Origin of the sequence: Bacillus cereus group sp. MYBK95-2, from assembly GCF_051915225.1 — a bacterium.
GTDB lineage: Bacteria > Bacillota > Bacilli > Bacillales > Bacillaceae_G > Bacillus_A > Bacillus_A cereus.
Genome location: NZ_JBQAEH010000008.1, coordinates 168667 through 186877 on the forward strand (window position 1 = coordinate 168667; position 18211 = coordinate 186877).

An 18211-nucleotide genomic window follows, 5' to 3' on the forward strand; every position below is an offset into this window, starting at 1 on the left:
GTGATGAAAAGAACTTTAACTATTTTTATGTTAACTATAATACTTTTAATAAGCTTTAGTTCATGCTCTAAAAAGGATAACTCATTTCCTGCAAACGGTGTATTAATTATTGGAGATGAAAATAATATTTCACCAATTATTAATCGTTATAAGGAAATTACGAAAGAAAATGAAGTGTTTTCTGTGAAAAAAGGTGAAGTTGGAAATGGACATGTATTAATTTTAAATGAATCTACAGCACTAGCACTGATTAAAGAAAAAATTTTTCATAAACGAGGTAATGGCTCCAATTATATTTTAGATACGTTACCAAAATTCCCAAAAGAAGGATCACTATTGTTTACAAATGAAGACGAAAAGAATATGAAAAGTATTAAAATAGAAGGAAATGAGATTCCTGTTACATACGATAGTGACACTTGGATAGGAAACACTCGTAAATATCCAACGCAATCGTATGTGATTGTAGCAAAAAATAGCGTATATAAGGAAATAAAAGCAAATGAAACGAAAATGCACCTTCTTCAATTAAAGAAATCTCTAGGTGATGAAAGGCCTAAAATGTCGACAGATAATACAATGGTTAATGAAAATGTCAAAGTAAAAAAGCTAATTAAAGGTTTGGAAGGAGAAGTATCTTTTCAATTTGTAACGATTGGCGAAAAACCTTAAAAAAGAGTTCGGAGTTGATAAAAATTTCATCAGCTTCGAACTCTTTTTAGTTTATAGACAAATCAATTATTATGCTTTACATTACTTCATTTAATCGAGTCTCACTCGTTTCTTCAATCGCATTTGAATTTTGAACTGAATTATTTTGTGCTTCTTTTTCTTTACGAGCCTTTTGTAGCATTTCAAGTATAATCCATAAAGGAACACCTTTATCTTTTAGCATCTTCCATAAATCTAATTCATTAAATTTATGCTCAGGCTGTTTCATTTCTTTTTCAGATAAACGAATATCAAACTTGATAGGATCATTTATTTTCTTACTTTCAAGTTTAGTAGAAGAGATAGTATTATGCTCAAGATTAGATGGAGTTATTTTAGTAGGTTGAGACAATGTATGAATATTTGATCCGATTTGCATGATTTTTCCTCCTTTTCAAGCAATGAGATTAGTTTTCTTATGGTTTTTAAATCTTTTTAACATGAGGAAACTATATCTAATTATAAATCTAAATAAATAGATTTACAAGTTGTATTGTAAAAAGTAAATATTTACTTGAATTAATATTTATCAACATTTGTATATGTTTTCTATATATACAAAGTATATAAAATACTTTACATTATGTTTAAGTTGTTAAATTATTCTGTTAATTAGTTAAAAAGAAAAATGTAAACGTTTTATTAGGGGGGAGAAAGTATGGGGAAGTTATTTTTAAAAATATGTTTTTTTGCATTAGTGACCGTATGTTCATTCGCAGCGAAAATATCATACGCTGAAGAGAGGCAACAAAATAATTATCCTATCATATTGGTGAATGGATTTGCTGGATGGGGTAGAGAAGAAATGCTTGGCGTAAAATATTGGGGTGGTGTTCATGATATACAGGAAGATTTGAAACGAAATGGTTATACGGTACATACCGCAGCTGTTGGACCTGTTTCTAGTAACTGGGATCGTGCATGTGAATTGTATGCACAAATTAGCGGTGGGACAGTAGACTATGGTGCAGTACATGCTGAGAAACATGGACATAATCGTTTTGGCAGAACTTATAGTGGTTTTGCGCCGAATTGGAGTGAAACAAATAAAGTTCATTTAGTTGGACATAGCATGGGTGGACAAACGATTAGAACATTAGTACAGCTATTAAAAGAAGGTAGTTTTGAAGAAAAGAATTATGTGAAAAATCACCCAGACACCAAAATATCACCACTATTTGAAGGCGGAAAATCATATGTTCATAGTGTTACAACATTAGCAACCCCTCACAACGGTACAACACTTGCGGATGGTAGTCTTCTACTGCCGTTCGTTAAAGATTTACTCATTACAGCTGCAAGCTTTGGGGGAAACAATAATTTATCATTATATGATTTTAAATTGGATCAATGGGGTATAAAGAAGAATGCTGGAGAGTCCTTTTTCCAATATAGTAATCGTATTCTAAATAGTTCACTTTGGAAAAATACAAAAGATATAAGTCAATGGGATTTAAGTACAGATGGTGCAAAGGAGTTAAATAATTGGGTAAAGACGCAACCAGATGTGTATTATTTATCCTATAGTGGACATGCATCACAAGCAGCACCTATAACAGGTTTACATTTGCCTCATATAACGATGAATAAAGTGTTAATGGGAAATGCATTTTTCTTAGGTTCTTATGCGAGATATGAAGAAAACCGTCCACTAGTTGATACTTCTTGGTGGCAAAATGATGGTGTAGTAAATACAAATTCTATGATTGCACCATCTTCTAATGTTACTGTAAATAATAATGAGTCATTACAGATTGGAAAATGGAATCATATCGAAACGAAAGCGAATTGGGACCATCTCGACATGATAGGGTTAAGTGTTTCAGACTCGTTAGGTTTTTCTAGCATTCAAGAGTTTTATAGAACAATTGCTGAAAAGCTATCACGTTTACCGAAATAGGTAATAATAAAGCGCTCTCGATGGAATTCGAGAGCGCTTTATATTATATTGAAAGAGGGATTTGGTAGAAAAATATGGGGGGATATTATGAAAATTCAAGTTGTATTATCAGGATACGGAACAGTAGGTAGAGAGTTTATAAAATTATTAAATGAAAAATATTCATATATATATGAAACATATGGGATTCAATTAGTTGTAAGCGGCGTATTAGGGAGAAATATTGCAATACATAATGAAGACGGCTTATCACTTCATCATTTATTAATGTATGGTGGCGGTACCGCTGCAATTGAAAAATATTTAGAGTATCATCCGAAGGAACGTGCAACAACTAGCATAAGTGGTACTGTATTGGTAGAATCAACAGTTACAAATCTTAAAGATGGAAATCCAGGGAAACAATATATGAAACAAGCGATTGAAAAACAGATGGATATAGTAGCAATTTCTAAAGGTGCGCTCGTTACAAACTGGAGAGAAATAAATGAAGCAGCAAAAGGCGCAAATATACGAATTCGATATAGCGGTGCAACAGCCGCTGCACTACCGACACTAGATATTGGACAATTTAGTTTAGCTGGTTGCAGTATTGAAAAAATAGAAGGAATATTAAATGGAACAACTAATTATATTCTTACGAAAATGTATGAGGAAGATATGACATTTGAAGAAGCACTGAAAGAAGCACAAAATAAAGGAATTGCTGAGACAAACCCTATATTAGATATAAGTGGTTCAGATAGTGCGTGTAAATTGTTACTTTTGACAAACAGCTTAATGGAAACAGAGAAAACACTTACTGATATACATATAAAAGGAATCGAGCACGTTACAAAACAGCAAATTCGAAATGCTAAGGAACAACATAAAATTATTAAATTAATAGCATCAACATATAAGGATGAGGGGGGCAATGTGAATTTAAATGTTGAACCGTGCCAAATAGAAAAAGATCATCCGTTAGCAAAAGTAAATGGAACCGAAAAAGGAATTACGTTCTTTACAGATACGATGGGACAAGTTACTACAATTGGTGGGGCTTCTAATCCAAGAGGCGCTGCAGCTGCAGCTTTAAAAGATGTAATAAACTTATATCGAAAAGATTTGTAAGACCGTACCGCCCTTTATAAAAAATACATATGCCGTGGACCTTTTGAGAATGAAATAAATATGCAAAAATGATTGCAGGGGGTAAGAAATTGTTTAAGGATTTTAAAGTTGTTAAAGAACGTCCCGTTTATATTCAATTGAAAGATTATTTGAAGAAAATGATTATGAAAGGGCATTTGCTCGGGGATCAAAAAATCCCATCAACAAGGGAACTAAGTGAATTACTAAGTGTGAGTAGAAACACTGTACTCGCTGCTTATGCAGATTTAGAGCAAGAAGGACTCATTTATGCAGTTAAAGGAAAAGGGAACTTTGTTGCGAAGGTGGATATATCTAACACTTCGTCTGTTGAAATAGATTGGAAAAATAAACTTAATACAGTGACCGCATTAGCGGACGAATTAGATTTAATGAAACATGGTGTTCGTTGGGAAAAGGGAATGATTGTTTTTAATAGTATAGCCCCGGATGAGAAGCTATTTGATGTTGAAAATTTCAAAAGAGCTTTTCTTACTCGTATGTCCATTGAAGGGGACATCGTATTGAACTACGGATATGCAAAGGGATATAGACCGTTAATGAATTATTTACTTCATTACATGGAAATGAAAGGTGTAGACATTTCGAATAAAGATATTCTAATTACAAATGGATTTACAGAAGGATTGGATATTGTACTCTCTTCTTTATCAAAAAAATCCGGTCGTGTCATTTGTGAGAATCCAACTCACCATGCTGCACTTAAGCTTTTCCGTTTACATGGACTTGAAGTTCATGGGATTGATATGCATGAGGATGGTATTGATACGAATGAAGTTGAAAAAAGTTTGCGTGAAAAAGATTTTGATTTTGCTTATTTAATTCCTTCTTATCATAATCCAACCGGTATTGTTACGAGTTCAGAGAAAAGAACGGAATTGATGAGGTTATTTTCAAAATACAACGTTCCTATTATAGAGGACGGATTTAATGAAGAATTACGTTATTCAGGTTCACATTTAGCTCCATTATTAACTTTTGCGGGAGCTGGCAATAATGTGATTTATATTAGTAGCTTTTCAAAGGTGCTTTTCCCTGGTTTACGTGTAGGCTGGATTATTGCAGATAAAGAGCTGATTCATTATTTAGAAAGCGTAAAAAGAGCAAGAACGATTCACACATCTACGCTAGATCAAGCTGTTCTGTTTCAATATTTACATGAGGGATATTTTGAAAAATATTTAAAAAAGGCAAGATCTGTTTATAAGAAAAAATATGAGTTAGCTGTCGGGGCATGTAACCAGTACATTCCTTTTAAAAGAATGACTGGAGATGGTGGGCTGCATTTATTTATAGAGCTAGAAGAGCATATGAATGCCCGCACACTTTTACAAAAGTGTTATGAGAAAGGCGTTACGTTTTCACCTGGAGATGTTTTTTACTCTGATGGAGAAGGAGCGAACACTTTCCGATTAGGTTTTTCGCGCTTGAAAGAAGAAGAAATAGTTCGGGGAATTAAAATAATTGGTGATACATTAAAAAATGAAATTTGGAGTTGAGAAAATGAAAATCGGTGTTATTATGGGCGGGGTATCGTCTGAAAAACAAGTTTCAATTATGACGGGGAATGAAATGATTGCTCATTTAGATAAAAATAAGTATGAAATAGTTCCAATTACATTAAATGAAAAAATAGATTTAGTTGAAAAAGCGAAAGACATTGACTTTGCGTTGCTCGCATTACACGGAAAATACGGAGAAGATGGGACAGTTCAAGGAACACTGGAGAGTTTAGGGATTCCTTATAGCGGAAGTAATATGTTATCTAGCAGTATATGTATGGATAAAAATATTTCGAAAAAGATTTTACGTTATGAAGGTGTAGAAACACCAGATTGGATTGAACTTACAAAAATGGAGGATCTAAATCTTGATGAGTTAGATAAGTTAGGATTTCCATTAGTAGTAAAGCCAAACTCTGGCGGATCGAGTGTCGGAGTGAAAATCGTTTATAATAAAAATGAATTGATCTCAATGCTAGAAACTGTATTCGAATGGGATTCTGAAGTAGTAATTGAGAAGTATATAAAAGGTGATGAAATTACATGTTCAATTCTGGATGGAAAACAGTTACCTATAGTTTCAATTCGACATGCAGCCGAGTTCTTTGACTACAATGCAAAATATGATGATACTAGTACAGTTGAGGAAGTTATCGAACTTCCAGCAGAAATTAAGGAACGTGTAAATAAAGCGTCACTTGCTTGTTATAAAGCATTAAAATGTAGTGTTTATGCAAGAGTTGATATGATGGTGAAGGACGGAATTCCATATGTAATGGAAATTAATACATTACCAGGGATGACACAATCAAGTTTATTGCCAAAAAGTGCAGAAGCAGCGGGGATTAGTTATAGCAAACTATTAGATATGATTATTGAAACATCATTAAAAGTTAGAAATGAAGAAGGGTTTTAAGGAGATTATATAACTAATTCTTTTGACAGTTTCACGAAGTATGCTATGATGAATACATTATAAAAACAAAATATTTATCCACTAGGGGGGCCTTTTATAGGCTGAGATCAAATGTGATTTTGAGACTCTTAGTACCTGATCTGGTTAATGCCAGCGTAGGGAAGTGGGAAAGACGTTGCTATTTAATGAGTAAATAAATACTGTCGATTTCACTTTCTTTACGCCTGTAAAGAAAGTTTTTTTATTTTACAGCTTTAATAATTGTGGATAAATACTTATATTTTATACATTATTGGAGGGATTTAAATGACTTTTTCACAATCATTACGTAAAGAAGTAGATTCAATTTGGGAAGCGAGTTTTAACCATCCTTTTGTAAAAAAACTTGGTGAAGGAACATTAGATTTAGCTAGTTTTCGCTATTATGTGCTTCAAGATTCATATTATTTGAGTCATTTTGCTAGAGTACAAACTTTAGGAGCTGCAAAAGCTCTTGAATTAGAGACGACAGCTCGTATGGCACATCATGCTCAAAATACATATGAGGCCGAGTTATCTTTACATGAGAATTTTGCTAAAAAACTAGGGATAACGAAAGAAGAAAAAGATAATTTTATTCCTGCGCCAACTGCATATGCGTATACTTCACATATGTATCGTGCTGCGTATGAAGGGCATTTAGGAGATACCATTGCAGCAATTTTACCTTGCTATTGGTTGTATTATGAAATTGGCGAACGCTTAAAAGAGTGCCAGCCGGAAGAGCCAATTTATAACGAATGGATTTCTGCTTATGGATCTGATTGGTTCCGTACGCTAGTTGAAGAACAAATTACACGTTTAGATACTATCGCTGAAAAAGTAACAGAGGCAGACCGCAAACGTATGAAACAGCATTTTATTATTAGCAGTCAATATGAATATTCATTTTGGGAAATGGCTTATACATTAGAAAAGTGGCCAGTGGATACAGACGTAAAAGACGTAATTGGATAAAGAATAGAAGTAATGTTATAGATAGGTCTGGATCATACCTATCTATATATTTTTTCTTGTCAAATTTGCGTAAAGTCATTAGTGCTACGGATATGGCGAAATAGAATATCGATAATTTAGCTCATTTACTTGTCTACGCATTAACTGGATAAACTTCTGTCACATTTATTTTACAATTAAAGAACGTAAATGTTGGTGGTATGAAGTTAAATAAGAAAAGAAACCCGAGCTATTAGCTGTAACGGAGTTGTTTTTTCTTCGCAGGAATTCCTAAATTATCATGGAGTGTTGTTAATACGATATGCAAATATGCATATCGTATTTTTTTGAGTTCTTTATGTGTTAAAATTAGATATAAAGATATGGAAATATAAAGAAGCAAAAGCAGGAATATCCAATGAATTTTGAGAGGTGTTATATGTTTACAAATAAGAAATTAATTCGATTTGGTTTATCGTTGTTTGTATTTTTAGGGATAATTAATTTTACAATCAGCTATTTCCAAACATATCTTGAAACAGCAGCAGATATTAAATGGGTAATTCCAGAAATTTGGAAAACTATTTTGCTAGATGTTCCTCAAGGTATACTTGTTCTTTTAGGCGCAATTGCTTTATATGATTTCACAAAAGAGGCATCACAAAAAGACGCATCAATCTAAGTGTGTCTTTTTTCTATTAGGAATTTCATAGAGAGTTTTGCTGGAGAAATAGAATGAAAAGCCCTAATAAGGGCTTTTTTCTTTGTAGGAATTTCTTATCTGTCATAGAAACCGGTCACTTGGAGGTGTTATAGCGAAAGCCATTTACAGTACAGAAAAATCTAAGCAGCAGACGGAAATATATAGGACATGGCATCATAATTATTGAGAAATTAATTGAACTTAGTAAGTATGAAGATATGACGCTAGAATTCATATTTTTTAATTTTTATTTATCCCGCTATTTGCCGGGCAGTAAGCCCCCCACCTCAAAATTCAGCGGAAGCAAAGAAGTTAGGTAGGGGATGAACAAAACCCCACTGATTAAAGTTTCACTTTATAAAAATGAGCCCATAGTAAAAATAGGTATATGAACAAGGTGCATCATCTAGTGATAAGTCATACTTTGTTGGTGTACGTATTGAACTTAGTTTATAGCGCTATTTCTACTTAGATGTAACGAACAGGAATATAGGGAAGTATCGATGAGGTTGTATTTTATAAACGGAGGTTATGAAAATGAATCAGTTTCAACAAGAACTACAAGCGTTAAGCCTTAATGATTACCGGTCTGGAAATATTGTCTATTGGGACCAGCAAAACCAATATCCATATTACTATATTGAAGATGCTGCTCGTCGCTGTGGCGGTTGTGGTCGTTGTGGCGGTTGTGGTGGAGGTCGTTGTGGCGGCTTCCGTTGTATTGGTTGCTTCGGTTGTTTTGGTTGCGGAGGCTGTGGCGGTTGTGGCGGCTGTGGTGGTTGCTCTAACTGTTTTGATGGTTTTACTGATACTACCGGTACTATTGTAACGTATGAATATTGATAACATCTATCTTGCTAGTTGCGGGCAGTAACATCCCCCAAAAAATTCAGCGAGAGCAAAGAGAAGTTAGGTGGCGGACTGCCCATAAAAGCCCGATTGGTGAGAGCTGATTAAAGTTTCACTTTATCAATAAAAAAACATTAGTTATATGTACGTGCCGACAAAGAATATAGCCATTTTTAATGGATATATTCAATCATTCAAGTGAAAGAGTAACAATAAGATATATAGATGTAATCAAGATGTGATGGATAAAGCAATGACTAGATTTAAAATCTAATCATTGTTTTTTTCTTATGGTTTTGTCATTAAATATCTGTCTAGTTTAGGCATTGCTTCCTTCTAGCTAACGAATTTATTACAAATTTGTAAGGTTAATGTAATGTTAATCGATAGTAAATGAAGATGCTTGAGTGTAATTTAAATAAGATTAAAAAGTACTGTTTATCTATAAAATAATCGGGTAAATACTATGTAATTAGGAAGTGTATGAATATGATTGAACTAAAATCTATTATCCATTCGTATAAACTAAAGAGAAAAATAGCTAAAGATTTATACGGAAAAAGAGATGAATTGACACTGTTATTAAATGAATTTAATAAAATGAAATGTACAGTAACATCTGAAAAGAAGAAAAATAATATATTATCTCGTTTGCAACTAATTTATCAAAATATGAAATCGGATAAGCAGTACCCTCTAGCAGTTGCTTTTGATAGTAAATTATTGGAGCGATTAGAAAAAGAACCTCTACATACTATTGAGGATGGTGTAACATGTTTACATCTAATGTTAGATGTGAATTATGAGAAAATAAAACAATATGGTTCGAGTACAAGTAGGTCATTTGTTCCATTATCGCAGTCTTCTATTTGTCTTGCTGATTGTATTTGTTTAACAGGAGTTGTAGTAGGTTTACTAGGAGCAATTTCATTTTGGGGATTACTGTTATCTATATGTTCAATTACATAAAGGTTGATATTTGTAAAAAGGGCACCGAATTAAGGTGTTCTTTTTTGGTTTTTTTGTAAAGATATTGTAAATGATAAGTACAATGCATTAAGTGTAATGTATAATTCGAATGTATCAAAATTCAAATATAGTAGAGGTGTTATACATGATAATTACTTTGAATTTTTAAAAGAGTTGGTTTGATAATAATTTATATAGATAAACAGTTTTTACGTTTCTTTTAAATACTTGGTTTAAATGGATTAGATTAAGTAACTATTGTTCTAGCTTTTTGATAATCAAGACAACTGAAGAAAGGAAGGAATCATTTTATGAAAAAATTAAGGCTGCTAACATTTGAAAATATAGTAGAACCCCTTTTAAATGAAAAGGTATCATTTATATACTTTCCTATTGAATGGCTGGACATGGTAGAGATACATTATAAGACATTTTTATTAACGAGTAAGTTGAAACGTTTGAATGAAAAATTGTATGATATGTTTTCGGATATATTGTTTATTCAGCATAACCCATACGTATTAAATGAAAATACACCATGGATTGTATCGAAAGAACCTATTAGACAAGAGCAGCTCGATTATATTTTTCAAAGTTGGTATGAGATTATTCATGATTGGAAACCAAATAGATTAGTAGAACCACCAAAATATGAATGGCAATCCGATTTGATTTCTAATTTGCCAGTACTACATGATAATGAAACGTATTCTAAGTGGGTGCCCGCTTTAATCTCACATATTTTTTGTGAGCGTCCTATATATTTAAAAAATACAAATGAAGAAGAAATCTATTTTTCCCCTCTTAGATCACAAAATATTTGTGAGGCGATGTCAGGGCCGATAAAAGATGAAAAAACACAAGATTTTTTCTCCTATGTATATCGATTCGAATGCATAACCCGCGGTGGTGAGAACGCTCCATTATTAAATATTTCAATAGGGATTCGGAGATTTTATCAAGAATATAAGATGATAGGTCAAACAAACCTTGATATGACAACGTTTGTTTGACTTTTTTTGATGAAATGCAAACATTTTGCAAACATAGGTTATCCAAAGATACTTTTACCGAAGTTTTTAACTGCTTCTTCCTGCATATTCGGTAAAACATGAGAATAGACACTTAATGTCATTGAAATATCTGTATGACCTAATCGCTCACTGATGATTTTAGGGTTAACTCCTTGTTTCAATAGTAGAGTTGCGTGTGTATGTCTTAAATCATGGAATTTAATTTCTTTTATACCTACTTTGTGTGTCATCCTAATGAAACTTTTTCTGAAATGTGCTCTTTTTATGATTCTTCCAAACTCATTACAATTTATTAAATCTTGATCTAGATAAGCAGAACCAAACCTTAATTTCTCTTTATTGATTAAAATTTTATGTTTTTTTAAGGCTGCTATTGTTTCATTAGGTACAGGAATTGTGCGTTTTGATGAATTTGTTTTTGCAGTTTTTTTGATTTTATTATCATGACCAGATGTTTGATTTATTGTAACAGTATGTTTTTCAAAATCAATGTCCTGCCATCGTAAACCTAGAACTTCTCCCAGACGCATACCTGTAGTTATTGCAAGTAGATACCCAATGTGATATCGTGATTCTTGTGAATGAGCTAAAAACTTTTTTACTTCTTCCTCTGTCCAAGTTTGGATAGGGGTTTTTTCTTTTTTAGGTATCTCAGCAAACTCTGCTGGATTTCGAGAAATAATATTTTGTTTTACGGCTAGGTTTAAAGCGCTCTTTAAAATTCTATGCATAAGCAGAATAGAATTGTTTGCAATCCCTTTATCTATCGCAGTCTTATAACATTTTTGAATGTGTATAACATTTAATTTATGGAGCGCAACCATTCCTATACTAGGTATAACATGTTGGTTGATAACTGCCTTATAGACAGCAAAGGTACTCTTTTCAATGCTCATACTTTTAATTTCTAGCCAATGATTTAGATAATTCTTTAACGTAACTTTAGATGGTTCTATAAAAGTTCCTTCATTCAACTCTGTAATCTTTTTTGCTACATCGGCCTGTGCTTCTTTTTTTGTCTTATACCCAGAAAACCACTTTTGTCTTCTTTTTCCTGTCTCTGGATCAGGTCCGATATCAATAACAATACAATACTTATTTCCTCTTTTTCGAATATGTCCTTTCACTTAAAACACTCCTTCATTTGTTTTGAATCATGTTGTATAAGTCTAGTTGTAATTTTGCTGCTATGAAAATTACATAGTTGGACATATCAGCGATGGATATATTTTATCATATATGAGCAAATTCAGATTATAATATTGTAGTACATTTGGTGGAATTATATTATAATAAAGGAATTAAATAGAAACATTTATTTGTATAATGGGGAAGAGGAGATTTGTAATTATGAATACAGAACAATTAATTGCTCTTATTTCAGCGTTAGGAACTATTGTTTCTGCTGTATTTGTTTATCTTACATATAAAGTTTATAAAAAAACACTAGATACGAGACTCTATGTTATTTCAAAGATTGAGAGCGAAGAAGAGCAAGTATATGATAGTAGATATTATTTAAATAATTATGAATCATTTCGCGGTTTAAATTTTGAAGGAGAAGGGTTTCCACATGAAGATTTTCATCATAATAAAGAAAAATGGAATATTTATATAAAAAATACAGGTGATGTTCCAGCGACTAATGTAAAACTAAAATTTAGAATTAATATTTATTATACTAAAATTATTTATGGGATAGATTCTGCTGATATTAAAGAAGATTATCCAGAAGTTTTTGTGTCACATGAAAAGGAAATAAAAATTAATTACTTACCACCCAAAGAAAATTATTGTATACCTTTAATTTATTTAGAGGGGGAATTTCCACGGGCTACAATTGAAATAGAACATTTTAATTGTAATGAAAATAAGTTTATAAGTAATACGGTTGAAATAGGTTCTTATGAACACCCAAGTAGATTTTTGCTAGCGGATTCGGTTGATTATAAAAAGTTTTGCGGAGTTGCCAATTTAAAATTGAAGAAAGATGTAGGCTGATTTTGTGAAAGAATTTATTATTAAGAATACACAAAAAGGCGCACCATTTGGTGCGCTTTTTTGTACTTTATTTTAGATATAACTTCTAATAAATTTTTGAAAACGACAAGAACTAATATACCTATTTATATTGAAATATAGGAAAGTAAAAAGACCTCATCTTATTTAAAGTCTTTTACATCGTTTTTGAGGAAACCGGTATAACGCATTAAACTTTTTAGCATTTCATTACTGATAAGATATCAAGTAGCGAGCGGTGTAAGTAATCAGAAAAAACTTCGTAATATTTAGCAAACTGTGCAAGAGCATGCTGATTTGGTGAAGAATGGTTATTTTCATAACTACTTAACCGTTCACGCGTCATTACAAGATCATCAGCAACATCTTGTTGGTGCAATCCTCGTTCCCCACGTAATCTTTTCAGCGTGTTTGAGAAAATAACTAAAGTATCAATGTATAAATTTTATTTGCATTCAATTTATTTAACTATATATGTTAGGAAAAATACCATTTTTATTATTTTTGATATAATTTATACCAGGAGGTTGAGAAAATATTTCTCAACCTTGTTATTCAATCGTTTCACTTAAAATTCCAAATCTTGTGATAAACTGATTTTAATAAATCAAACGGAACAAAAAAGACCCATAGCGTGTGTAATTGTGCTGGTAACACTTTTACACTGTTTAACCCTAATAGGAGTAGGGAAAACATTTGCCATGAGTCGTATACGTTACAATCAGATGTAACATATATGGCTAGTATAACACAGCTTTTGGATGTAATTCATCATAAGGTGCGTTTTCATGATAGGGAAGTGTGTCTTGTTCCAATAAGGGGGACAAAACATGTGGAAAGCTCTAAATCAAATTGAAAAAGAGTTATGTGCAGCTGGAATAAGGAAAAATAAACTAGCAGATTATTGGGGAGTTAAGCCTAGTACTGTTACAAAAATTTTTAAAGGTAACACAGACATGAGTTTTGGCTTTCTTTCCAAGACGGTCATCCTATTAAACAAGGGCATACAGGTTCAAGAAAATTTATTAACAGATTATATATATATAACGAAACCAAAATCAGAAAACTTACGTGAGGCAATGGAGGATTTAGCTTTAAGAGGAAAGTTTAAGCTATTAATTAATATTATAAATAGTGAATCACAATCAAAGGTAGCAGAAAATAGAGAATTCGCTAATGTGTATCGAATTATATATAGACGATATATAGGTGAAATTGATGCTGCACAGTACTATAAGGCATTAAGCTTGGTAAGTAAATCAATAAGAACATCAGAGATGGAAGTGTTAATTGAAATCTTATTATGCCAAGCGCAATATCAATCGGGTAACTTTACTTCTTTAAATGAGCGATTAAGATCTCTTGAAATAAAAATAAATACAATAAGTAATAGGTACATTCGAGAATGTTATAAATTACGATATAAAGAAGCCATTGCCGTTACTTCGTTGCAGGGTGGTGAGGTCATTGAAGCAAGAAATGTTAGTAAGGAACTTTTAGATGATCTTGAATGGGATAACTTTTTTTCTTTTCCAAAAGTAAATGCATATTTAAAATTAGGTGAATCGTATATTTTTTCAGCGAATGAATATGAAAGGGCAAAATCTTATTTGGAAAAGACTCTAGAAGTAATAGGAGATAGTAAAACTAATGGAATTGAGAGAAAAAGAAAAATGGTGCAACATACATTATCATTTCTAAAGATTCATCATGATAAAGAAATTAGTAGCTTAGATGTAGTTCATTCAGGTGAACTAGCATATTTAAGGATTAAACAAGGTAACAGGATAGAAGCGAGAAAACTATTGAATCAATTAAAAGAGAAGAATGGAAGATTAACAGACATACAGACTGCATATTTAGGTTTAACATATGAAGGTACTAAAAAAGAAGAGTTAATGAAACGTTCTCTTTTGATGTGTCAAAAATCAGGGAATATATTTTATTCGAATTTACCAAAAATTCACTTGGGTTTAATTTGAATAATTGGTATAATTGTCTTTGGAAAGAGGTGAAATAATGAAAAAAATAATTACAATCATTCCTGCACTATTAATAGCTGCTACATTATTCATTAACACTGATTCTATGAAAGAAAAACCTAGTACAAATGATTCAAAACCTACGGTTCAACACATGATGGTTGACCCTGGTGGCGGTTGGTAAAATACATAATAAAGGTTTATATATATTACAAATGACATCGTCTTAATTGACGGTGTCATTTGTGGTTTTAGGAGAAGTTTCTTTTTTTGCTGAAAGAAGAAAAAAGAAACTTTTGTAAAAAAAATACAAAGAGGGAGATAGTAGAAGATGAAGAGTAAAGAAGGGGAAGTTAATCTAATTAAACAAGCTTTATTACTTTTACAAGAAGAGGATGATCCGAAAGAGAAATTATTTTCTATCTGTTTGAGTGAATCCAAAAAAGAAAAAGTTATGTAAAAAAGACTATCTAACTTTTTGGATAGTCTTTTTACACTACATATTTCCTTTAGATTTTTCGTAGTTCACAAACATCTCTAATTGCTCTAATGCTTTTTTTCGTTGTTCTTCAGGTAATTCATTAATGATCTGAAGAATTTCGTGTGCTTCTTTTGTTAACTGTAAGTCTTCGCCCGCTGTTAAATCTGGTGAATCAGATAAACCTAACAAATAATCTGTTGTTACTTTTAAATAATTTGCTATCTTCTGAAGTGTACGTGTACCGGGTGCTTTTTTTCCCTCGACATAATTATAAACAGAAACATGACTAACACCGATTGCATCAGCTAACTGTTGTTGGGTGATGCTCTTCTTTTCAATTAATGATTTCAATCTTTCATGACTAAACATAATAAAAAACACCCCAAGTTTATTTTATATGAAATTATTTTTTCTTAATTACTATTATGGTGTCACACTGTCATTATATATTAACTATCAGTTAAGTGGAAAGGTAATTTTTTTGAAAAAAGTTTTGGGAAACACTTGAACTTAACTTTAGGTTAAGTTATTATGTAATTAACAACAAAAACGGAAGAGAGGAGTTGTTTATGAAAACTCTAAAGCAGCTACGTGTAGAACAGGGATATACATGTAGGGAAGTAGCTGAAGCCGTAGGTATTACTGAAGTTTATTATTGGTATATAGAAAACGGGAAGCGTCGACCTTATTATGATTTAATTGTGAAAATTGCTGAGTTTTTTAAAGTGAAGTTAGATGCAATTAAAATTTTTTGTCCGTGACTTAACCTTAAGTTAAGTTATGTTTAGTTAAGTAAATTAGAAAGGAGCAAAACAAAATGGGATTAGATCAAATCATTAAAGAGTCAATCCGCGAAGTTGTTCGTGAAGAAATTCAAGCAGCTTTAGCTTCATTCCAACAACAATCACAACCAAACAAGGTAATGAGGGTGAAAGAAGCAGCTGCATACCTCAATATAGCAGTTTGTAGAATGTATGAATTAGCAAATCACCCACATTTTCCAGTGATTAGAGAAGGACGTAAATTACTTTTCTTGCAAAAGGATTTAGAGGCTTGGCTTGAAGCACAAAAGGGGGTGATTTAGTGGAAGATACAACATCATTAGCTATATTAGCGATATTAATTGCATGTGGTTCATGTTTGTTTTACATAACTTATGAGCCGATAAAGCAATGGGCTTGGAGTGATGTGAAGCAAAGTAAAAAGACCCATGGCAGTGGGTCCTTTTCAAAAAATAAGTTGTTATAAGTATACCACGGAAAGTAGGGAAATAGCACATTGGTTGTATGAAAAGGAGTGAAAGCTATGAACAACAAGGTATTACAAATAGGGCAAATAAATTTTCGTGGCAATGTTATAGATCATGGATGGTTTAAAACACTTACATTAGATAATGGTAAACCTAATATTGTTGCAATTACTATCTTAGGAGAAATTGTTTATTGGTATAAACCTACTGAAGTAAGAAGTGAAGAATCTAGTCAAGTTCAATATAAACAAAAGTTTAAGGCAGACACGCTTCAAAAGAGTTATCAACAATTAGCGGATTCATTTGGATTTACAAAAAGACAAGTAAAAGAAGCATGTGACTTTCTGAAAGAACGTGGACTTATAAAAATTGAATTTAGGACGATTCTTGTTAACGGAACTAGGTGTAATAACGTTATGTATGTTGAACCTGTACCTGAAATGATTCAGAAAATATCTATTATGTATTGGGGAAATGGTAACCCTCCTACACTGAAAAGTAATAGCCCTATTACTTTAGAAAGCAAGAGGGTCTTACATTCTAAAGCAATACCCTCCTACGATAAAACGAAAGAGTCTCTTACACTAGAACGTAAGACAAATACAGAGATTACTACAAATAGTACTACAGAGATTACTACAAATATAAATGATGATGCTACTTCATCTCAGAAATTAATTGATCAAGAATTTAAAACTAGTTACAACTTTTTACTTGAAAAGGGGATTCCGTTGAGTGAAATTGCAATTCAAGAATTAGGTGAGTTTTGCGATAGATTTGGTAATGAATTAGTTATTCACGCTGTTAATAAAGCAATTGATGAAAATGTACCAAAGTGGAGATATATTCGCAGTATTTTAAGTAGTTGGGAAAAGGAAAAAGTAAAAACATTAAATGATGTTGCTGCTTTAGATACTCGATTTGAAATGAGTAAGAAAAACAACAAACGTACTGGTAAAGGTTATTCCAAACGAACGGAAGTTGTACCGGATTGGTTACGCAAACAAGAAGAACAAGAAGAACAAGAGCCAATACAGCAGCCACAGCAAGCTTCAAACGAGGATCTCGAGGATAATAAGAAACGTTTGGATGAGATTCTAAATAAATATAAAAATACTAAAGGGGAATAAGGTATGAAAAACACAGGTGTTGCAAGAAAAGTCGATGAGCTAGGTCGCGTAATAATTCCGATAGAGTTACGCAGAACTTTAGGGATTGCCGAAGGAACGGCACTAGATTTTCATATCGATGGTGAAAACATTGTTTTAAGAAAAAATGAAAAGTCATGCTTTGTAACGGGTGAAGTTTCTGAAACCAACATAGAGTTGCTAGGTGGCCGAATGTTTTTAAGCAAGGAAGGGGCAATTGAATTACTGGATCTTATTCAGAAGAGTGGGATGGCATATGCCTAAGCAACTAAACATTTTCGATGTAGAGCCAGCAATTTGTGAGTTCGATGTAATGAAGGCAAATGTGAAAAGAGGTACTGGACGCACTACATACGCTGACGTACGCGTCCAAGTTCCAGCGAATGCAAAGTGTACGGATGAATTACCACGCACCACTAAACAAGATGATCGCTATGACATCTTTGAACAATATGTAATGGCAATCTGGAGATTTCAAAGAGCTGTAGATAAGTTTTTCAATTGGGATACAGCTGAAGAATTGTGTAAGGTAGCAAGGGATAAAAAAGAAATAATTCCGGTACGGGTTTATTTAGGAAGTGGCTTTAAACCTGATGTTGTCGAGTACATGCGGTAGTAAAA

General features: G+C 32.4%; 24 protein-coding genes, 1 pseudogene and 1 riboswitch. Of the genes and pseudogenes, 21 read left to right on the top strand and 4 right to left on the bottom strand.

The genetic code is table 11. From position 1 onward, the window contains the following. The first annotated feature begins 3 nt into the window (after nt 1–3). On the top strand, nt 4–672 hold the full coding sequence (locus tag ACTFN4_RS23405; protein WP_000831682.1) for a lipoprotein BA_5634 family protein: 669 nt from the start codon (nt 4–6) through the stop codon (nt 670–672). 76 nt (nt 673–748) lie between these two features. Here the strand turns inward: ACTFN4_RS23405 and ACTFN4_RS23410 are convergent, their stop codons facing one another. Next, nucleotides 749–1090 (bottom strand): DUF3914 domain-containing protein, encoded by a 342-nt coding sequence (locus tag ACTFN4_RS23410; RefSeq protein WP_017673477.1) that lies wholly within the window; start codon nt 1088–1090, stop codon nt 749–751. A gap of 279 nt (nt 1091–1369) precedes the next feature. Between ACTFN4_RS23410 and ACTFN4_RS23415 the strand changes: the two genes are divergently transcribed. The 10 genes and pseudogenes from ACTFN4_RS23415 to ACTFN4_RS23460 all read left to right on the top strand — a co-directional run bounded on the left by ACTFN4_RS23415 (nt 1370) and on the right by ACTFN4_RS23460 (nt 10690). Beyond that, a complete protein-coding gene (locus tag ACTFN4_RS23415; protein WP_000517070.1) occupies nt 1370–2611 on the top strand; it encodes an esterase/lipase family protein in 1242 nt (413 codons plus the stop codon). A gap of 87 nt (nt 2612–2698) precedes the next feature. Next, complete coding sequence (locus tag ACTFN4_RS23420) at nt 2699–3724, top strand: homoserine dehydrogenase (protein ID WP_000701757.1); 1026 nt, start codon at nt 2699–2701, stop codon at nt 3722–3724. 89 nt (nt 3725–3813) lie between these two features. Further along, nucleotides 3814–5262, top strand: coding sequence for a MocR-like pyridoxine biosynthesis transcription factor PdxR (gene pdxR, locus ACTFN4_RS23425; protein ID WP_000471644.1), 1449 nt, complete (start codon nt 3814–3816; stop codon nt 5260–5262). Between the two features lie 4 nt (nt 5263–5266). Continuing rightward, the gene (locus tag ACTFN4_RS23430) at nt 5267–6181 is read left to right on the top strand and encodes a D-alanine--D-alanine ligase (protein WP_071740577.1); all 915 of its coding nucleotides are present in this window, start codon (nt 5267–5269) and stop codon (nt 6179–6181) included. Between the two features lie 73 nt (nt 6182–6254). Continuing rightward, nucleotides 6255–6360, top strand: a riboswitch (TPP riboswitch). Nucleotides 6361–6487: 127 nt separating this feature from the next. Continuing rightward, nucleotides 6488–7177: a thiaminase II gene (gene tenA, locus ACTFN4_RS23435; RefSeq protein ID WP_000144518.1), complete on the top strand. Its 690-nt coding sequence runs from the start codon at nt 6488–6490 to the stop codon at nt 7175–7177. Nucleotides 7178–7574: 397 nt separating this feature from the next. Then, the gene (locus ACTFN4_RS23440) at nt 7575–7838 is read left to right on the top strand and encodes a DUF3937 domain-containing protein (protein ID WP_002082716.1); all 264 of its coding nucleotides are present in this window, start codon (nt 7575–7577) and stop codon (nt 7836–7838) included. 558 nt (nt 7839–8396) lie between these two features. Next, nucleotides 8397–8702, top strand: a complete 306-nt coding sequence (locus tag ACTFN4_RS23445) for a heterocycloanthracin/sonorensin family bacteriocin (protein WP_033698545.1) — start codon at nt 8397–8399, stop codon at nt 8700–8702. A gap of 145 nt (nt 8703–8847) precedes the next feature. Continuing rightward, nucleotides 8848–8982 (top strand): annotated as a pseudogene (locus ACTFN4_RS23450) (site-specific integrase); the annotation flags it as partial. Nucleotides 8983–9191: 209 nt separating this feature from the next. Continuing rightward, on the top strand, nt 9192–9677 hold the full coding sequence (locus tag ACTFN4_RS23455) for a homoserine dehydrogenase (RefSeq protein ID WP_439962863.1): 486 nt from the start codon (nt 9192–9194) through the stop codon (nt 9675–9677). Nucleotides 9678–9988: 311 nt separating this feature from the next. After that, entirely contained in the window at nt 9989–10690 is a 702-nt protein-coding gene (locus ACTFN4_RS23460) for a pPIWI_RE module domain-containing protein (protein WP_439962864.1), read from the top strand. A gap of 38 nt (nt 10691–10728) precedes the next feature. On the opposite strand, the gene ACTFN4_RS23465 is transcribed toward ACTFN4_RS23460, so the two are convergent. Next, on the bottom strand, nt 10729–11838 hold the full coding sequence (locus tag ACTFN4_RS23465; protein WP_439962865.1) for a tyrosine-type recombinase/integrase: 1110 nt from the start codon (nt 11836–11838) through the stop codon (nt 10729–10731). A gap of 223 nt (nt 11839–12061) precedes the next feature. Here ACTFN4_RS23465 and ACTFN4_RS23470 point away from each other — a divergent pair, with 223 nt between their 5' ends. Next, the gene (locus tag ACTFN4_RS23470) at nt 12062–12712 is read left to right on the top strand and encodes a hypothetical protein (protein ID WP_439962866.1); all 651 of its coding nucleotides are present in this window, start codon (nt 12062–12064) and stop codon (nt 12710–12712) included. A 217-nt stretch (nt 12713–12929) separates the two neighbouring features. Here ACTFN4_RS23470 and ACTFN4_RS23475 read toward each other — a convergent pair whose 3' ends face one another. After that, a complete protein-coding gene (locus tag ACTFN4_RS23475) occupies nt 12930–13166 on the bottom strand; it encodes a helix-turn-helix domain-containing protein (RefSeq protein ID WP_439962912.1) in 237 nt (78 codons plus the stop codon). A gap of 394 nt (nt 13167–13560) precedes the next feature. Here ACTFN4_RS23475 and ACTFN4_RS23480 point away from each other — a divergent pair, with 394 nt between their 5' ends. From ACTFN4_RS23480 to ACTFN4_RS23490, 3 genes are all read left to right on the top strand, one after another. Further along, nucleotides 13561–14712, top strand: coding sequence for an AimR family lysis-lysogeny pheromone receptor (locus tag ACTFN4_RS23480; protein WP_439962867.1), 1152 nt, complete (start codon nt 13561–13563; stop codon nt 14710–14712). Between the two features lie 37 nt (nt 14713–14749). Further along, entirely contained in the window at nt 14750–14896 is a 147-nt protein-coding gene (locus tag ACTFN4_RS23485) for a complement C1q protein (RefSeq protein ID WP_097961633.1), read from the top strand. 147 nt (nt 14897–15043) lie between these two features. Continuing rightward, a complete protein-coding gene (locus tag ACTFN4_RS23490) occupies nt 15044–15172 on the top strand; it encodes a hypothetical protein (protein ID WP_255287712.1) in 129 nt (42 codons plus the stop codon). 36 nt (nt 15173–15208) lie between these two features. Here ACTFN4_RS23490 and ACTFN4_RS23495 read toward each other — a convergent pair whose 3' ends face one another. Next, a complete protein-coding gene (locus ACTFN4_RS23495; RefSeq protein WP_097961632.1) occupies nt 15209–15562 on the bottom strand; it encodes a helix-turn-helix domain-containing protein in 354 nt (117 codons plus the stop codon). 200 nt (nt 15563–15762) lie between these two features. On the opposite strand from ACTFN4_RS23495, the gene ACTFN4_RS23500 reads away from it, so the two are divergent. Genes ACTFN4_RS23500 through ACTFN4_RS23525 form a run of 6 tightly spaced genes read left to right on the top strand, consistent with a single transcriptional unit; the run spans nt 15763 to nt 18206 of the window. Then, nucleotides 15763–15954 (top strand): helix-turn-helix domain-containing protein, encoded by a 192-nt coding sequence (locus ACTFN4_RS23500; RefSeq protein ID WP_000854271.1) that lies wholly within the window; start codon nt 15763–15765, stop codon nt 15952–15954. A 56-nt stretch (nt 15955–16010) separates the two neighbouring features. Further along, nucleotides 16011–16277 carry a helix-turn-helix domain-containing protein gene (locus ACTFN4_RS23505; RefSeq protein WP_097961631.1) on the top strand — a complete coding sequence of 89 codons (267 nt, stop codon included), beginning with the start codon at nt 16011–16013 and terminating at the stop codon, nt 16275–16277. Continuing rightward, the gene (locus ACTFN4_RS23510) at nt 16277–16441 is read left to right on the top strand and encodes a hypothetical protein (RefSeq protein WP_086398373.1); all 165 of its coding nucleotides are present in this window, start codon (nt 16277–16279) and stop codon (nt 16439–16441) included. The genes ACTFN4_RS23505 and ACTFN4_RS23510 overlap by 1 nt, the downstream gene beginning before the upstream one ends. A 57-nt stretch (nt 16442–16498) precedes the next feature. Further along, a complete protein-coding gene (locus ACTFN4_RS23515; protein WP_439962868.1) occupies nt 16499–17572 on the top strand; it encodes a DnaD domain-containing protein in 1074 nt (357 codons plus the stop codon). Between the two features lie 3 nt (nt 17573–17575). Beyond that, the gene (locus ACTFN4_RS23520; RefSeq protein WP_439962869.1) at nt 17576–17854 is read left to right on the top strand and encodes an AbrB/MazE/SpoVT family DNA-binding domain-containing protein; all 279 of its coding nucleotides are present in this window, start codon (nt 17576–17578) and stop codon (nt 17852–17854) included. Beyond that, entirely contained in the window at nt 17847–18206 is a 360-nt protein-coding gene (locus tag ACTFN4_RS23525; protein WP_439962871.1) for a cell division protein SepF, read from the top strand. The genes ACTFN4_RS23520 and ACTFN4_RS23525 overlap by 8 nt, the downstream gene beginning before the upstream one ends. The last annotated feature ends 5 nt before the right edge of the window (nt 18207–18211 follow it).

Bases quoted from the DNA above. Each gene is read 5' to 3' on its own strand.
- ACTFN4_RS23480 (WP_439962867.1), top strand. From the start codon at position 13,561: ATGTGGAAAGCTCTAAATCAAATTGAAAAAGAGTTATGTGCAGCTGGA.
- ACTFN4_RS23405 (WP_000831682.1), top strand. From the start codon at position 4: ATGAAAAGAACTTTAACTATTTTTATGTTAACTATAATACTTTTAATA.
- ACTFN4_RS23505 (WP_097961631.1), top strand. From the start codon at position 16,011: ATGGGATTAGATCAAATCATTAAAGAGTCAATCCGCGAAGTTGTTCGT.
- ACTFN4_RS23420 (WP_000701757.1), top strand. From the start codon at position 2,699: ATGAAAATTCAAGTTGTATTATCAGGATACGGAACAGTAGGTAGAGAG.
- ACTFN4_RS23500 (WP_000854271.1), top strand. From the start codon at position 15,763: ATGAAAACTCTAAAGCAGCTACGTGTAGAACAGGGATATACATGTAGG.
- ACTFN4_RS23470 (WP_439962866.1), top strand. From the start codon at position 12,062: ATGAATACAGAACAATTAATTGCTCTTATTTCAGCGTTAGGAACTATT.
- ACTFN4_RS23430 (WP_071740577.1), top strand. From the start codon at position 5,267: ATGAAAATCGGTGTTATTATGGGCGGGGTATCGTCTGAAAAACAAGTT.
- ACTFN4_RS23455 (WP_439962863.1), top strand. From the start codon at position 9,192: ATGAATATGATTGAACTAAAATCTATTATCCATTCGTATAAACTAAAG.
- ACTFN4_RS23445 (WP_033698545.1), top strand. From the start codon at position 8,397: ATGAATCAGTTTCAACAAGAACTACAAGCGTTAAGCCTTAATGATTAC.
- ACTFN4_RS23495 (WP_097961632.1), bottom strand. From the start codon at position 15,562: ATGTTTAGTCATGAAAGATTGAAATCATTAATTGAAAAGAAGAGCATC.
- ACTFN4_RS23490 (WP_255287712.1), top strand. From the start codon at position 15,044: ATGAAGAGTAAAGAAGGGGAAGTTAATCTAATTAAACAAGCTTTATTA.
- ACTFN4_RS23410 (WP_017673477.1), bottom strand. From the start codon at position 1,090: ATGCAAATCGGATCAAATATTCATACATTGTCTCAACCTACTAAAATA.
- ACTFN4_RS23460 (WP_439962864.1), top strand. From the start codon at position 9,989: ATGAAAAAATTAAGGCTGCTAACATTTGAAAATATAGTAGAACCCCTT.
- ACTFN4_RS23525 (WP_439962871.1), top strand. From the start codon at position 17,847: ATGCCTAAGCAACTAAACATTTTCGATGTAGAGCCAGCAATTTGTGAG.
- ACTFN4_RS23485 (WP_097961633.1), top strand. From the start codon at position 14,750: ATGAAAAAAATAATTACAATCATTCCTGCACTATTAATAGCTGCTACA.
- tenA (WP_000144518.1), top strand. From the start codon at position 6,488: ATGACTTTTTCACAATCATTACGTAAAGAAGTAGATTCAATTTGGGAA.
- ACTFN4_RS23515 (WP_439962868.1), top strand. From the start codon at position 16,499: ATGAACAACAAGGTATTACAAATAGGGCAAATAAATTTTCGTGGCAAT.
- ACTFN4_RS23440 (WP_002082716.1), top strand. From the start codon at position 7,575: ATGAATTTTGAGAGGTGTTATATGTTTACAAATAAGAAATTAATTCGA.
- ACTFN4_RS23415 (WP_000517070.1), top strand. From the start codon at position 1,370: ATGGGGAAGTTATTTTTAAAAATATGTTTTTTTGCATTAGTGACCGTA.
- ACTFN4_RS23520 (WP_439962869.1), top strand. From the start codon at position 17,576: ATGAAAAACACAGGTGTTGCAAGAAAAGTCGATGAGCTAGGTCGCGTA.